Annotated in this window: 14 protein-coding genes; 4 read left to right on the forward strand and 10 right to left on the reverse strand. The window is 36.1% G+C overall.

What is annotated here, in order from left to right; genetic code table 11:
• Positions 1–67: 67 nt before the first annotated feature.
• From pheS to thrS, 5 genes are all read right to left on the reverse strand, one after another.
• Entirely contained in the window at positions 68–1057 is a 990-nt protein-coding gene (pheS, locus tag SALWKB2_RS04660; protein WP_025330520.1) for a phenylalanine--tRNA ligase subunit alpha, read from the reverse strand.
• A gap of 275 nt (positions 1058–1332) precedes the next feature.
• The gene (gene rplT, locus SALWKB2_RS04665; protein ID WP_025330521.1) at positions 1333–1689 is read right to left on the reverse strand and encodes a 50S ribosomal protein L20; all 357 of its coding nucleotides are present in this window, start codon (positions 1687–1689) and stop codon (positions 1333–1335) included.
• Positions 1690–1701: 12 nt separating this feature from the next.
• Positions 1702–1899 carry a 50S ribosomal protein L35 gene (gene rpmI, locus SALWKB2_RS04670; protein WP_025330522.1) on the reverse strand — a complete coding sequence of 66 codons (198 nt, stop codon included), beginning with the start codon at positions 1897–1899 and terminating at the stop codon, positions 1702–1704.
• A 287-nt stretch (positions 1900–2186) separates the two neighbouring features.
• Entirely contained in the window at positions 2187–2720 is a 534-nt protein-coding gene (gene infC / locus SALWKB2_RS04675) for a translation initiation factor IF-3 (RefSeq protein ID WP_080690443.1), read from the reverse strand.
• Between the two features lie 7 nt (positions 2721–2727).
• The gene (gene thrS, locus SALWKB2_RS04680; protein WP_025330524.1) at positions 2728–4635 is read right to left on the reverse strand and encodes a threonine--tRNA ligase; all 1908 of its coding nucleotides are present in this window, start codon (positions 4633–4635) and stop codon (positions 2728–2730) included.
• 241 nt (positions 4636–4876) lie between these two features.
• Here thrS and tgt point away from each other — a divergent pair, with 241 nt between their 5' ends.
• Entirely contained in the window at positions 4877–5992 is a 1116-nt protein-coding gene (gene tgt / locus SALWKB2_RS04685; RefSeq protein ID WP_025330525.1) for a tRNA guanosine(34) transglycosylase Tgt, read from the forward strand.
• A 123-nt stretch (positions 5993–6115) separates the two neighbouring features.
• Positions 6116–7498 carry an argininosuccinate lyase gene (gene argH / locus SALWKB2_RS04690; protein WP_025330526.1) on the forward strand — a complete coding sequence of 461 codons (1383 nt, stop codon included), beginning with the start codon at positions 6116–6118 and terminating at the stop codon, positions 7496–7498.
• 171 nt (positions 7499–7669) lie between these two features.
• Here the strand turns inward: argH and SALWKB2_RS04695 are convergent, their stop codons facing one another.
• The 4 genes from SALWKB2_RS04695 to SALWKB2_RS11630 all read right to left on the reverse strand — a co-directional run bounded on the left by SALWKB2_RS04695 (position 7670) and on the right by SALWKB2_RS11630 (position 11982).
• Positions 7670–8404 carry a hypothetical protein gene (locus SALWKB2_RS04695; RefSeq protein WP_025330527.1) on the reverse strand — a complete coding sequence of 245 codons (735 nt, stop codon included), beginning with the start codon at positions 8402–8404 and terminating at the stop codon, positions 7670–7672.
• Between the two features lie 971 nt (positions 8405–9375).
• Positions 9376–9597 (reverse strand): hypothetical protein, encoded by a 222-nt coding sequence (locus SALWKB2_RS04700; RefSeq protein WP_144353285.1) that lies wholly within the window; start codon positions 9595–9597, stop codon positions 9376–9378.
• Between the two features lie 444 nt (positions 9598–10041).
• Positions 10042–10719, reverse strand: a complete 678-nt coding sequence (locus tag SALWKB2_RS11625) for an XRE family transcriptional regulator (protein WP_025330529.1) — start codon at positions 10717–10719, stop codon at positions 10042–10044.
• 645 nt (positions 10720–11364) lie between these two features.
• Positions 11365–11982: a LexA family protein gene (locus tag SALWKB2_RS11630; protein ID WP_025330530.1), complete on the reverse strand. Its 618-nt coding sequence runs from the start codon at positions 11980–11982 to the stop codon at positions 11365–11367.
• 377 nt (positions 11983–12359) lie between these two features.
• On the opposite strand from SALWKB2_RS11630, the gene SALWKB2_RS04715 reads away from it, so the two are divergent.
• Positions 12360–12788 carry a hypothetical protein gene (locus SALWKB2_RS04715; RefSeq protein WP_025330531.1) on the forward strand — a complete coding sequence of 143 codons (429 nt, stop codon included), beginning with the start codon at positions 12360–12362 and terminating at the stop codon, positions 12786–12788.
• Positions 12789–13279: 491 nt separating this feature from the next.
• Here SALWKB2_RS04715 and SALWKB2_RS11635 read toward each other — a convergent pair whose 3' ends face one another.
• Positions 13280–13870 carry a helix-turn-helix domain-containing protein gene (locus SALWKB2_RS11635; RefSeq protein ID WP_051506419.1) on the reverse strand — a complete coding sequence of 197 codons (591 nt, stop codon included), beginning with the start codon at positions 13868–13870 and terminating at the stop codon, positions 13280–13282.
• 362 nt (positions 13871–14232) lie between these two features.
• Here SALWKB2_RS11635 and SALWKB2_RS04730 point away from each other — a divergent pair, with 362 nt between their 5' ends.
• The gene (locus tag SALWKB2_RS04730) at positions 14233–15135 is read left to right on the forward strand and encodes a phage antirepressor N-terminal domain-containing protein (RefSeq protein WP_025330532.1); all 903 of its coding nucleotides are present in this window, start codon (positions 14233–14235) and stop codon (positions 15133–15135) included.
• The last annotated feature ends 27 nt before the right edge of the window (positions 15136–15162 follow it).

The raw sequence follows: 15162 nt of genomic DNA on the forward strand, positions 1-15162 counted from the left end.
ACTTAATCGCTATATTTACGGGATTTAGTCCGCTCAGTATTACCTGTCAGTTATATGATCAGTAATCTTAATCCTGAAATTGTTTAAGAAAATTCAGGTCATTATCAAAAAACAGGCGTAAATCATTAATGCCATAGCGAAGCATGGCAAAGCGATCCAGACCGATGCCAAAGGCAAAACCTGTATATTTTTCTGCATCTATATTGACATTTTTTAATACATTGGGGTGTACCATGCCGCAGCCGCCTACTTCCAGCCAGCCGCGTTCACCCATGATGTCAATTTCTGCTGAAGGTTCTGTAAACGGGAAGAAGGAAGGGCGAAAACGTACCTGTAAATCATCGCGCTCAAAGAAACGGCGGATAAAGTCTGTAAAGACTGCTTTCAGATCGGCCATAGTAACGCCTTCTTCTATCCATAATCCTTCAGCCTGATGGAACATGGGAGAATGTGTTGCATCTGAATCGACACGGTATACACGTCCGGGAGCAATAATGCGAATCGGAGGTTCTTTTTTATCCAGCATGTAACGAATCTGGATAGGAGATGTATGGGTGCGCAGTACGTTACCATTTTCTACATAAAAAGTATCCTGCATAGCACGAGCCGGATGATTTGGCGGGATATTTAAAGCCTGAAAGTTATGAAAATCATCTTCTATTTCCGGTCCGTCTGCTACAGTAAAACCCATGCTATGAAACAGTTCTACTATACGTTGCAAAGTAAGGGTAACCGGATGCAAACCCCCGAGATTTTGTCCGCATCCGGGCAGGGTCACATCCAGCGCTTCTGCCGCCAGTTGCTGCTGAAGTTTTGCTTCATTTAATGCATCACGTTGTCGGTTGTATGCATCCTGAAATTGGTTTTTACACTCATTGATATGTGCGCCAGTTGTTTTGCGTTCTTCTGGCGACATTTTACCCAATGTTTTTAATAAAGCATTCAATTCACCTGTTTTACCAAGATAGCTGGCTTTTACTAATTCTAAAGCAGGTAAATCAATGGCTGAATTAACAGCAGCGATGCCTTCGGCAACGATGCGGTTGGCATTTTCCATAACAAGATTCTTTACTTAAAATATAATGAAAAAATGTTTTGATGCTCTTTAGTTTTGCTGAATATGGCAGCTGTATTTTATCGATTACCGTATATCAGATCTTAAATGAGCTATATAACAATTTATAATAAAATGTGTACTAAAAGATTATTTTAGCGCGAAATTCATCTGTTCAACAATGCTAAATATTGATGGAACAATGATGGAAATTTTTACTAAAGCAGAAATACAAAAAAAGGAAACCGAAGTTTCCTTTTTGATAAGCTTTTTGTCTGTTAGGCCAAAGCAGCTTTTGCCTGTGCTGCCAATTGAGCAAATGCAGCCTGATCGAATACAGCCAGATCAGCCAGTACTTTGCGGTCAATAACAATGGCAGCTTTTTTCAGGCCATTCATGAATTTGCTGTAAGACAAACCATTCTGACGGGCTGCTGCATTAATACGAACGATCCACAACTGACGGAACTGACGTTTACGCTGACGACGGTCACGATAAGCATACTGACCGGCTTTCATTACTGCCTGTTTGGCAATGCGATAGACGTTTTTACGACGACCACGATAGCCTTTGGCTAACGCTAAAACTTTTTTATGACGTGCACGAGCGGTAACACCACGTTTTACGCGAGGCATAATTTAAACTCCTTAAGCGTAGGGTAACATTTTATGAACAGAAGCCATATCGCGTTCATTCACCATAGAGGTGCCACGCAATTGACGTTTGTTTTTGGTGGTTTTTTTCGTCAGAATGTGACGTTTGAACGCATGAGCGCGTTTTACACCACCGTTACCCAATACTTTAAAGCGTTTTTTCGCGCTTGATTTGGATTTCATTTTCGGCATGGGAAAACTCCATTGTTGTTTGATCAGGCGAGGGGTGGCTGAATTCAGCACTTTAACCCGCACACCACGGTTTTTGCCGCTTAAAATTTGATTCATGCACAGCGGCGATGCACAAGAAGCGGATTATAATATACCTGTGCTGCTAAGACAATATAGCGTTAATAACTTATGACCAGATATATCCGGATTTGTTAAGTTATTATTTGTGTTTTTAATAAAATGAAAAGTCTCATTTTACTGAGATAAAATGAGACTTTTTTAAGACAGGCTGAAATTCCGGTTAATGATTATTTTTTCTTCGCTGCAATAATCATTACCATCTGGCGACCTTCCATTTTTGGAAACTGCTCAACGGTACCAATTTCGATTAAATCAGCCTGAATACGCTTGAGTAGTTCTGTGCCCAGATGCTGATGTGCCATTTCGCGTCCGCGGAAACGTAAGGTAACTTTTACTTTATCACCGTCAGTCAAAAAGCGAACAATGTTACGCAATTTAATCTGATAGTCACCTTCATCGGTACCAGGCCGGAATTTAATTTCCTTAACCTGTACCTGTTTCTGCTTTTTGCGTTGCTCGTCGCGTTTTTTGGATTGCTCGTATTTGAATTTACCGAAATCCATTAATTTGCAGACGGGTGGTTTGGCGGTGGGGGCAATTTCCACCAGATCCACATCGTGCTCTTCGGCCAGTTTCAGGGCTTGCTGAGTCGATACTACACCCAACTGTTCTCCAGTTGGACCAATCAAACGCACTTCTTTAATGGTGATTTCACCGTTGATGCGTGCTTCGCGTTCTTGAGCGATGGTCGTACTCCTTATTCACGGTTTAATGAAGAGACAAGGCTTCTTGTTTCAGCTGGCTAATGAATGTTTCAATATCCATCTGACCAAGATCTTCACCGCCGCGTTTGCGAACGGCAACCTTGTTGTCCTGTTTTTCTTTCTCGCCTATAACCAGTTGATAGGGTAGGCGTTGCGTACTGTTATCTCGGATTTTGTATCCAATTTTCTCATTACGCAAGTCTAAATGCACGCGGAACCCTTCTGCGGTTAATCGCGTGGCAAGTTGCTGACAATATTCGGTTTGTGCTTCAGTAATATTCATAATTACCATTTGTACAGGTGCCAGCCACAGTGGAAATGCACCTGCATGATGTTCAATCAGGATGCCGATAAAGCGTTCCAGTGAACCCAGAATGGCGCGATGCAGCATTACCGGACGGGCTCGTCCGTTTTCTTCTGTTACATATTCTGCACCCAGACGTTCCGGAAGAACGAAATCCAGCTGAATGGTACCGCATTGCCATGAGCGACCTAATGCATCCTTAATATGGTACTCTACTTTAGGTCCGTAGAAAGCGCCTTCTCCGGGCAGTTCTTCCCAGGTTACACCACAGGCTGTCAGTGCATCACGCAGTCCTTGTTCAGCTTTGTCCCAGATGGCGTCAGAGCCAGCGCGCTTTTCCGGACGCAAGGATAATTTAACCGCTACATCATTGAATTCGAACTGACGGTAAATACGCATTACCAGCTCATTGAATGCTTTTGCTTCACTGACAATCTGATCTTCGGTACAGAATATATGCGCATCATCCTGAGTAAAGCCGCGTACGCGCATCAGGCCATGCAGGGCACCAGATGGTTCATTACGATGACAAGAACCAAATTCAGCGAGACGCAGCGGTAAATCACGATATGAGCGCAGCCCCTGATTAAAAATCTGGATGTGACCAGGGCAGTTCATGGGTTTTACAGCATAAACACGTTTTTCTGATTCAGTAATAAACATGTTTTCTTTGTAGTTATCCCAGTGACCGGATTTTTCCCATAATGTGCGATCCATAATCATGGGTGTTTTGATTTCCTGATAGCCGGCAGCAGACAGCTCGCGACGCATATGCTGTTCAATAACCTGCCACAGTGACCAGCCTTTGGGATGCCAGAATACCATACCCGGTGCTTCATCCTGCAAATGAAATAAATCCATTTGTTTTGCCAGTTTGCGGTGATCGCGTTTCTCTGCTTCTTCAATACGCTGGATGTAAGCATTCAGATCTTCTTTACTGGCCCAGGCGGTGCCGTAAATACGTTGCAGCTGTTCATTTTTAGCATCGCCGCGCCAGTAGGCGCCTGAAAGCTTGGTCAGTTTGAAATTCTTGAGGAAGCGAGTATTAGGGACATGAGGTCCGCGACACATGTCAACATATTCCTGATGGTAATACAGACCCATAGCTTTTTCATCGGGCATATCTTCAATCAGGCGCAGCTTATAATCTTCATGACGCTGCTTAAATACATTAATTACTTCTTCGCGCGGGGTAACTTTTTTAATTACATCATAATTTTGTGCAATCAATTCTTTCATGCGAGTTTCAATTGCAGCAATATCTTCGGGTGTAAACGGACGCTCGTACCAGATATCATAATAGAAGCCATCTTCAATTACCGGCCCGATAACCATTTTGGCTTCCGGATACAATTGTTTAACGGCATGACCAACCAGATGTGCACAGGAGTGACGAATGATTTCGACACCTTCTTTATCTTTGGCTGTAATGATGCTGACTTGAGCATCTTCTGTTACCTGATCACATGTATCTACCAGTTTGCCGTTAATCTTTCCGGCAATTGCGGCTTTGGCTAAGCCTGCACCTATGGAAGCGGCAATGTCAGCTATGCTTAATGGCGCTTCAAACTGACGGACAGAACCGTCAGGCAGGGTGATGTTCAGCATGCATACTCCACAAACAACAGACCAGACTCGCTTAATACAAGTGAGAAAATCAAATGGCTGCTTTTGATTATATTTATTAAGGGTAAATAGAAGCCAAAGTTACTTTGGTGCACTTTTGCTTCTGTTAAATAATTTATTTTAGCGATTTGGATTTTGCTTGGCAATGCTTGGTCGGCGAAATGTGGTGGTTTAGGCTATAATGATATATTCTGTCATAATTTTTGCCTCTGAATTATTTAATATGCTGAAATTTTCGTTAAAGCGCACGGATGGCTTTGCGCGTCGTGGTACTCTGGAGTTGAATCATGGTACGGTGGAAACACCAGTATTTATGCCGGTAGGAACATATGGTTCAGTTAAGGCTATGTCGCCGCGTAATCTGGAAGAAATCAAGGCACAGATTATTCTGGGCAATACTTTTCATCTATGGCTCAGACCCGGACTCGATGTTATCCGTGATTTTGGCGGATTACATGATTTTATTGGCTGGAACAGGCCAATACTGACAGACTCTGGTGGTTTTCAGGTATTTTCACTGGCACAAATGCGTAAGTTAACGGAAGAAGGCTGTACTTTCCGCAGTCCTATTAATGGCGACAAGCTGTTTTTGTCTCCAGAAATTTCTATGCAGATTCAGACGGTACTCAATTCAGATATTGTCATGCAGCTGGATGAGTGTCCTGACGGAAATGTAGATGCCAGAGAAGCCGAAAAATCTCTGCAAATGAGTTTGCGCTGGGCTGAACGCAGTAAAAATGAGTTTGAACGCCTGAATAATCCGAATGCTTTATTCGGTATTGTTCAGGGTGGAATGTACGAGGATCTGCGCGAACAATCACTGGTCGGACTGGAGGAAATTGGTTTTCCCGGATTATCTGTAGGCGGGCTGTCTGTGGGTGAGCCAAAACCTGAAATGTACCGTATTTTGCGTGCTATCGGACCTAAACTTCCGGCACATAAACCACATTATCTGATGGGAGTAGGTACACCTGAAGATTTGGTATACGGTGTGGCATGCGGCATTGATATGTTTGATTGTGTTATGCCTACCCGCAATGCGCGTAATGGCTGGCTGTTTACCCGTTTTGGTGATGTAAAAATCCGAAATGCCATATACCGGCATGACCAGCGTCCGCTGGACGAAAGCTGTGACTGTTACACATGTCGCAATTTCAGCAGGGCTTATCTGCATCATTTACAGCGTGTGGGTGAGATTTTGGGTGCACAGTTAAATACGATACATAATTTGCGCTATTATCAGATACTGACTGCAGAAATGCGTCTGGCTATTGAAGCTGGTAAATTCGAAGATTTTCAAACACGCTTTCATGCTGAGCGTGCCCGGGGTGTATTGTGATCAGAAAAAGCACGGTAGCGACTATTGTCTTTATATGATAGAGGCAAATGATGTCAGGCTAGTGGTTATAATCTGCAGTTAGTAAATTTTTTGAATATTGTTGAGTTATAGTGGAGAGCAAGTATGAGTGAAAAAGCCTGGTCAGGCCGTTTTCATGAACCGGTAAGTGAACTGGTTAAACAGTACACAGCATCAATAACTTTTGATAAACGTTTGGCACAATGTGATATTCAGGGTTCTCTGGCGCATGCACAGATGCTGCATCAGTCTGGCGTGCTTAGTGCAGAAGATCTTGCAGCAATTAAAACCGGTATGCAGGAAATCCTGGCAGAAATTGCTGCCGGTAAAATTGACTGGTCAGTAGATCTGGAAGATGTTCATATGAATGTGGAACATTTACTGACTCAGAAAGTAGGGGATGCCGGTAAACGTTTACATACAGGACGTAGTCGTAATGACCAGGTTGCTACGGATATTCGTTTGTGGTTGCGTGATGAAATAGACAGTATTGTTCTGTTAATTAAAGATTTACAATCTGCTTTGGTTGATCTGGCAGATAAAAATGCAGAAGTGGTGATGCCAGGCTTTACTCATATGCAGGTAGCTCAGCCTGTAAGCTTCGGCCATCATATGCTGGCATATGTGGAAATGCTGGGACGTGATAGTGAACGGATGCTGGACTGCCGTCATCGTGTAAACCGTATGCCATTGGGTGCGGCTGCTCTGGCCGGAACGACATTTCCTATTCAACGCGAGATAACTGCTCAATTACTTGGTTTTGAAGAGATTTGCCAGAATTCTCTGGATGCAGTGTCTGATCGCGATTTTGCCATTGAGTTTACTGCTGCAGCATCCATTCTGATGGTACATCTTTCCCGTCTGAGTGAAGAGTTAATTTACTGGATGAGTCCGCGTTTTGGCTTTATTGACATTGCCGACCGGTTCTGTACCGGTTCCAGTATTATGCCGCAGAAAAAGAATCCCGATGTACCTGAGCTTGTACGTGGAAAAAGCGCAAGAGTTGTAGGACATCTGATGGGGCTGATTACTTTAATGAAATCACAGCCACTGGCATACAACAAAGATAATCAGGAAGATAAGGAGCCGCTTTTTGATACAGTTGATACTTTGACAGATACTTTGCGTATTTACGCAGAGATGATGCGAGGTGTTAGCGTTAAACCTGAAAATATGCGTGCGGCAGTGTTGCAAGGCTTTGCGACAGCAACAGACCTGGCTGATTATCTGGTTAAAAAAGGTTTACCTTTTCGCGATAGTCATGAGGTCGTTGCACGTGCTGTCCGACTGGCAGAAGAGCAGCAAAGGGAATTAAGTGAGTTACCGCTGGATATATTACAGTCTTTCTCCGGCTTGATAGAAGAAGACGTTTATCAGGTACTTTCTCCTGAGGGCAGTCTTCATGCCCGTAATCATATTGGCGGTACTGCGCCGACTCAGGTACGCGCACAGATTGCTCGCTGGCGTCAGTATTTGCAGGCGGTTTAGCGTTTGTTAAACCAGCTTAGCTGGTTATGAGGATATTAAAAAAAACGGGTCAGATATTTTTGTCTGATTTATATTATTGGATTTAAATTCAGATTATCTCCTCTGAATAATTTGTCAGGATCAAACAGCCGGTATGCAGTGCATACCGGCTTAAAGTATTAATTCAGATAATTATATTTTTTTGGCTCTGAATACTATTGGTACAATTATTTTTATTGGTTTGTTTATATTTTTGATTTCTATTTGAATCTTAATACGATAGCTTGTACTAATGAATTTTCCGTTTGAATCAAAATAGAAATCGCTTACCATTGGAAGAAATTGATATTCGAATTGATCTGAGTTATTTATAAAAAAATTATTTCTATCAGATAATGAAGCAGCTATATTCTTTACAGCAGCGTCTAACTCAGGTTTATATTTACTATCAGGATATGCTTTGTATAACCTTTCTTTTAATATCGTAGAAATATTCAGGTTATCAAGATATGTTGTATTATGTTTCAAGCTTGCAATATTATCTGTATTCAGCTTGAGCTGATATTTTGCTTTTAGCCTTTTGCCGTACTTGTCAACATTTACCTTTTTGAAAGCATTGGGATTAATTGCTGCATAACTGTCATAAATATTTACTTTTTTGAAGACACCTTGATCGGCGGTGTAGCTATCAGATGTATAATCGGGTAAATTTTTTAATAAATCTGATACAGAGATATCAGATATGGTTTCCTGTGATATTGGTGGTTGAATATCCTTGTTATTTATTGTTCGTTTATTGTCAGGTATGGTATCTGAAGCATGAGTAGATGGTTTTGTATCTAGTGAGTTTTCAATTATATGGCTACATGAAGAAACTATTTCTACAACTGCGAATATAAAAAAACATTTTTTAAATTTCACCCACATAGAAATTCCTTTAAATTAAGAAGAATTCTGACAATTAATAAAACATATTATCATTATTTATATAAATTTTGCTTATATAATTTATTATTATATTTAAGATCAACAATAATTAGTCTTATATCATGGATAGCATTGCTCATATCAAATGTATTGATTTCTTATGAAGTATGTTTAATAGATAATGAGTGTTTAATAAAATATTATCTTATTTTGAATAGAAAACTAATTTAAGATAAATTTGTATTCACTTAATCAGTTGGATTTATTTCATAGAAATTTAAGATTAAGTCATAAAGAATTTTAGCAGCTGATACAATGAATGTATTCATAAATCCTTTTGTTTATTTTATTATTCAATCTTAGGGTAAAAGTAGTTTCGCAACCGGGCAAGCATATCCAGATCTGCTATTAAAGCACTACAATCTGCATAGCAATATTGCTGTAATAGCAGCGGATTTATCCAATTCAGACGATTATCCAGGCGTTTACAAAGTTCTGTTTATAAACAGGTGTTGGTAAATTTTTCACTATTTTGCCATACATAGTTAATCAGTTCCTCGTCTGTAAAATGGTGTAAAGTTATTTTATTGTTAATCATTACTATGCCTCTAATATAACAGCGCTTATAAGATTATATTCTTTACTGTTCTTAACTTTTTTCTTATTTTTTTCTCGTTTGATTTCCTCATGTTTCTCTTTATTAAATACTGGCTATCACATTTTTTTCAGATGATTAAAAGAACCTGATACTGATAAAGGTAGTCAAAAAATTGACCTGCATGATAATCAATAATTAATCAATGTTTCTCCTTTGTAGACCTGCTTATGTATTTTGGCAAATATACTATTTCATCATGCTTTTATTAATGAATAAATTAATATTTTTTATGTATTTAATCAAAATATGTTAAGTGTATTAATTTTATTCAAATCTATTTTTATTATGTTATCAGTACATATAGCAGTTGGTTTTAGCCTGAAATGGTTATATCGATTGGTTCCCAATCATCACTATTTTTACAAGATAACCAACTAAGAGATGTGTCGCCAATGTTGTACTCATTTTCTTCAGTTGTAGAAATAACTACTCCATGGCTTTCAGAAAAAAACAAAACAATAAATCCATAATCCGGATCTCTGCGAGCTACCGGATATGTAATTCTCTCGCTTGAAGGTTTGACGATTTCCAACATAATTAGCTCCTTGAAAATATGATTAAGTGGTAGTAATAAAAATTTGCTATTACCAAGTTCTAAAAACTGAAACATACTTATATGTGACAAATATGCTGTAGTTTTTAAACTCGCTTTAATTCTGTTTTGACTAAAGTTTATTTAGAAAATTAATTAACAAATAAAAAATATACGAAAGTTATTTAACCTAAGTTTATGAAAAAAAATAATTAGTTTGGTCATAAATTTCTTCCTTTTTGAAGTTTTGTTTAATGTTAAAGCCATTGGTTCCTTAACTTTTCCATGTGTATATATTACAATTGTAATTAAATATTTGCAATCATTTTTGTGATAATTTAAGTGTAAATATTATAATTATTTGATTATTATATGTATTAAAAATTACTTTTGTGATTGAATGACGTAAAAAAAACCGCTATTGGATAGCGGTATGCATTTAGACTTTTAACCTCCTCGCCAGACCATCTTACCAAGCACTTTAAATTGATCATATGTTTCTTGTGTAACATGCATAGTTTCATAGTCACGATGATAGCTAATAATATCTATACCATTTTCTGTATTGCGTAATTCTTTTATATATAATCTGTTTTTATAGATTATTGCATATACACCGCCATCTACAATTTCCAGATCATTTATGTTTAACAAAATTGTATCCATGTCATAGAGTAATGGCTCCATAGATTCGCCACGGACATACATTGCTTTAAGAGATGACTCATCAAGCCCCTTTCTTTGTAACCAGCTTTCTCTGAAAAGCAATTTGTCATGAGTATCACGAACTATCCAGGTTGCGTTACCCATACCTGCAGATAAACTAATATCATAATATGGAATCTTCACATATGCCCCAATACTGTTACTAATATTTTTGTCAGAATAGCTACCAATTTCAGAGGATGACGGAACAACGCTTAAGTCCTTTACACCGTTTAATAAGTAATTCGGTGTGGTATCAAGAACCTCTGCAAGCTCTATGATTTTTTTGGTGCTTTTATTTCTGCCTGTTTCAATTTGAGCTATTGTACTTTGTGGAACGCCTGCCATTTTTGCTAATTTAGCCTGTGAAAGATTTTTACCCTCACGAAGCTTAGTCAGACGTTCGCCGAATGTGGTCATGGATCACTTTCTGAATAAAAGTCAAAATTTATCACATTTGTGATAATGCTTCAATAGCTTAATTTTATTATTTATTTAATATAATTGTATATAAAGATTTGTTTACAATTAATCAAAAATAAACGGTTGAACTATGTCTTACATTGTTATAAGATATTGGTTTTATTATAATTTTATAAAATTTTTATTAAAAACAGTAACAACTATGCTATATGCTACTATTAATATTTAGAGCGATATATTAATCAGTAGAGTAGTAAGAGTTAATCAGAGCTAGTATGGTCATAGTTACCAATAAAAAGCGCTGCACTAATTTGCTATAAATAATTCAATTCTTAAATGATAATGGTTCATCTATTTTGTTATAAAAATAATATTTTGATTTTAATTATTTATTATAAGATTAAAATTTATTAACACATAATAAAACGGAATTAATTTTATGCATTATGCTGAATTATATTAAACTAATTTGTAGAAAATATGAATTGATATAAATAAAATTCATTTTAACTAATCTTGATTTTTTCAGAATGATAGGGGATAATTCCCCTGATTCCAAAATATCTAAGCAAGTAATAAATATTTTTTATGTTTATTTAATGCTATAAGTCTTCATAAACTAGCAATAAACAAGTCAAATTCTTAGACATATATTTTAAATTTTTCTATGACAACCCCGCAAATATAAAAGTTATCAGACATTTTAATAATCGGGTAGCGATTATTAAGTGGTTTCAAATAATGATAGCTACCCTCACTGATATACTGCTTAAACATGGCTTCGTTGTCATTTTCACGCACAATAACAAAACAGCCATCTTTTACAGAATGCTCTGGATCAACAATAATTCTGTCGCCTGCGGTAAATTCAGGTTCCATGCTGTCACCTTTAATTTCAAGTGCAAATGCATGATTGCCGGGTTTGCGTAGTGTCGGTACCCAGATAATATTGCTTTCTGTTAAAGCATTTTTGTCCAGCTGTTTGGTAGCATCTATCCATGATAGTAAAGGCACTTTATAACCATTAAACAAAATTTCGTTAGTTTCAAATGAACCAATACCAAAATGCTCAGGTTGAACAACATCGGCAAAATATGAAACCAGCTTGTCAATATGTGTTTTATCTACACGACCAGTCTGGATCCAACTAGTTACTGAAGGCGGCTTGATTCCAAATGCACGAGCTACATCCGCTTTGCGGACACCTTTGAGTTCAATCGCCGATTTAATAGCCTCACCTAATTTTTTACCAGTATACATAATTAACCCTTAGTTTTTACCTAATCTTATTTAGTGGTTGCATAATTAGGCAATGATTTGCATTTTATTAGTTATTGGCTTATTATTATGACAATTTTGATAGATAATTACGGTTTTTATTAATCATAATCAATTTTATGTAAGGCATAAGCAAAGATATTTATTAAATTATATGAAAATATAAATGCATAATCTAATCAATAAGGAATATTTATAATATAAAAGAGGAATCAAATGATTTTGCAAAAAAATTTTTAACCAATATTTAATCTGAGAATATATTTTAAATATTAATGCCTAATTAAAATATATAATAAATTAAAATATTTATTATAAAATTAAATTAATTAGCATATTTATTAAATTAAGGTATATCTATGAAAGACTATAAATTTGAAGTAGATCTGGCGGAAAATGTATTGCGTGCTTATGAATATTGCATGAGAGATACAATCAAAAAAGGACATTGCCGAAGTATAGAGTGGAAATATCAGGCACAGACATCTAAAAAAAATGTTCAGCAGACACTTTATCCTACTTATCAGCCAGAAGTGTATGATATGGTAAAAGCATCTATGGGAAATCTGTTTTACAAGAATCGTGAAGCTTTTGCTTTATTATCCAGTAAGTACTGTAAATTAAGTCCCTTATATAAACGCCAGAATCAAAATACAATCAAACGTAATCAGCGTAGACGTTATTCCAGTAAGGACTGGAATGAGTCAATTGAACAAAGTTTGTGGCTTTTTTGGCAAGAAATGAAAACACAATCAGATTTTGAAAAATATTTTCGGTTTTCTTCTTGACAATTAAATTACAAAGATTATAATACATTTATATTTTATAGGTATGCTTAACCTTAAACAGCTGATGATTAAAGTTCCCGAAAGGGAGCTTTTTTGCGCCTTGAGATAGTGTTTTTCACTTCCTTTTATTATTAAGATAAATTTTATATTTCATTATTGAATGAGTAAAATTAAAGCAGGTATATAGTTCAGTTTATATTTTATTTTTAAAGTATTATTTAATTAATCATTTTTGGATTCAATTTTAATTTTACATTTATATATTAATAAATTGAAATTAAATATTTTTAAAATAGATTAAATTCCTGTATTTTAGAGTATATGGTATATAAATGTTAAAATTTTCAATTTATTAGTAAATTATAAAAATTTACTTATTAATATTTTTAGAATCTTATATTTATATATTAAGTCAAATGCACATTTCTGGCACTCGACTTAATATCTGATGAAAGCATTTATTATTGATATTGAGGTTGTAATTAAAGAGTTTATAAAAAGCCTCCTCTGTAAATGATTTGGCCGATTAATTCGATATCTTTTAATGTTACAGTTTCATCTGGATATTCATAGGAATTATAGCTTTTAATACGTATTTGCTGTTCAGGTAGGTTTTGCAGAATTTTGATTCTGAATAAATTACCTTGATTAAAAGCATAGATTTTTCCATCTATTAATTTTTTCTGCGAAGTATCAACTATGAGTTTATCTCCATCATTTAAAAGATTTTGCATTGAATTACCACTCATGATGACATAGAACAGATTATCCATATGAAATTTATGGGCAGTTATATCAGTTTTTAAAATAGTAATATGAGTATTTTCTGAATTTGCAGTTTGTTGAAATAAAGGTGGTATAGTTAAATAACTATTTTGATTATCTTTAGAAGGCGCTAATGATTCAATATTGTGAAAATCAAGTATTTTCATAATTTTATTCATTGTATCTAGCCTAGGTATAACTTTGCCCAGCTCATATCTGGATATCAAAGACGGGGTAATACAGGCTTTTTGAGCCAGTTCTTTTTGGGAAAGTCCCGCAGCCAGTCTGGCATTTTTTAGTTGATTAGCAAATTTCATAATATAAGCATAATTGATTAATAGTGGAAAAATGATAATGAATGATAAAATATGGCTCTAAAAGACCATAAAGTGCTTGTAATTATCTTTTATAAATTTTAATATAGCCATATATGGTTATTTTGATAACCAATTAAGGTTATATTACCTTAAACTAACATAGAGTTAAAACAGCTATTCAACTTATTATATAGTTTTTGTAAATATATTTTATTAAGTATTGGTTAATTTGTATAAGGTTAAAATTGAATAAATTAAATTTAGATACATAGAATTTATTTTTAAAAAGGAAAATACCTCAAAGGCTGCCACCTATGAGGTATTAGATAAACAAAACCCAAGACTAATTTAAGGAGTTTTGAATGGATAATAATATCACATTTGTTTCTTTTCATGGGAGTAGTTTGGCCACTGTCAAGGTCAAAAATACTATTTATGTTTGCATGAAATCTGTAGTGCAGGGGATTGGACTGGACTGGTCTACCCAGCATCGTAAATTAAAAGGCTGCTACCAAAAATATGGTTGTGGATTTTTATCTATACCAGTCAAAAGCGGCACAAAAAAAATTCTGGTTATTCCGTTAAAAAAACTGACAAACTGGTTGCAAAGCATTAATCCGAAAAAAGTAAAAGACAGTTTGAAGGAATTGGTTGGGGTGTATCAGAATGAGTGTTCTCAAGCCATTCATTCACATTGGCGTAAATCAAGAGTAGCTAAAAAGCGTGGCCGACCTGGATTAGTTAAAGAAAATGGCACTTCTGGATTGTTGCCGGCACAGATTACCATGATCAAGACTTTGCACAAACAGCTGGTAATGTCTGTTGAACCTGAAAAACAGACTGAACTGGCTATGACATTATGGCAGGCTGTACGCACACGTTATGGTGTCAGCTATGAAAAAGTCCCGTCATCTAAATTTATTGATGTAATTTGCCTTTTAAGTCGGGTCGCTGTTAAAAAAGTTAATTTTAACAGTAAGGAAGTTACTAAAAACTGTTCAGACGAAATTCATGTTTCGGTGCAAAGTCTGATAAATTTATATGAATCATTTGTTTGTTCTCAGAAAATGCGTTTGATGTATGAACATTTATTACCTGCTTTCCGTATCCTGGGTAGTAAATATGAATCTCAAATTCATGAATTTAGCTATGGTATGGATAGCATTTTTAATAAATGTCATAAAGCTTTCTTACCTTTATTTGAAAAAATACCGGATTCTCCTGCCAAGGAATCAGCACGGGAATACCTGGCTAAACTGATGTAAACATTCAGGCTGAAGAAGTATTTTAAT

It is taken from the genome of Snodgrassella alvi wkB2, assembly GCF_000600005.1.
GTDB lineage: Bacteria > Pseudomonadota > Gammaproteobacteria > Burkholderiales > Neisseriaceae > Snodgrassella > Snodgrassella alvi.

Excerpts from the sequence above, each read along its gene's own strand:
- rplT (WP_025330521.1), bottom strand. The coding sequence starts at position 1,689 with ATGCCTCGCGTAAAACGTGGTGTTACCGCTCGTGCACGTCATAAAAAA.
- rpmI (WP_025330522.1), bottom strand. The coding sequence starts at position 1,899 with ATGCCGAAAATGAAATCCAAATCAAGCGCGAAAAAACGCTTTAAAGTA.
- thrS (WP_025330524.1), bottom strand. The coding sequence starts at position 4,635 with ATGCTGAACATCACCCTGCCTGACGGTTCTGTCCGTCAGTTTGAAGCG.
- SALWKB2_RS11625 (WP_025330529.1), bottom strand. The coding sequence starts at position 10,719 with ATGACCACATTCGGCGAACGTCTGACTAAGCTTCGTGAGGGTAAAAAT.
- SALWKB2_RS11630 (WP_025330530.1), bottom strand. The coding sequence starts at position 11,982 with ATGTATACTGGTAAAAAATTAGGTGAGGCTATTAAATCGGCGATTGAA.
- SALWKB2_RS04730 (WP_025330532.1), top strand. The coding sequence starts at position 14,233 with ATGGATAATAATATCACATTTGTTTCTTTTCATGGGAGTAGTTTGGCC.
- SALWKB2_RS04715 (WP_025330531.1), top strand. The coding sequence starts at position 12,360 with ATGAAAGACTATAAATTTGAAGTAGATCTGGCGGAAAATGTATTGCGT.
- SALWKB2_RS04695 (WP_025330527.1), bottom strand. The coding sequence starts at position 8,404 with ATGTGGGTGAAATTTAAAAAATGTTTTTTTATATTCGCAGTTGTAGAA.
- pheS (WP_025330520.1), bottom strand. The coding sequence starts at position 1,057 with ATGGAAAATGCCAACCGCATCGTTGCCGAAGGCATCGCTGCTGTTAAT.
- tgt (WP_025330525.1), top strand. The coding sequence starts at position 4,877 with ATGCTGAAATTTTCGTTAAAGCGCACGGATGGCTTTGCGCGTCGTGGT.
- SALWKB2_RS04700 (WP_144353285.1), bottom strand. The coding sequence starts at position 9,597 with ATGTTGGAAATCGTCAAACCTTCAAGCGAGAGAATTACATATCCGGTA.
- SALWKB2_RS11635 (WP_051506419.1), bottom strand. The coding sequence starts at position 13,870 with ATGAAATTTGCTAATCAACTAAAAAATGCCAGACTGGCTGCGGGACTT.
- argH (WP_025330526.1), top strand. The coding sequence starts at position 6,116 with ATGAGTGAAAAAGCCTGGTCAGGCCGTTTTCATGAACCGGTAAGTGAA.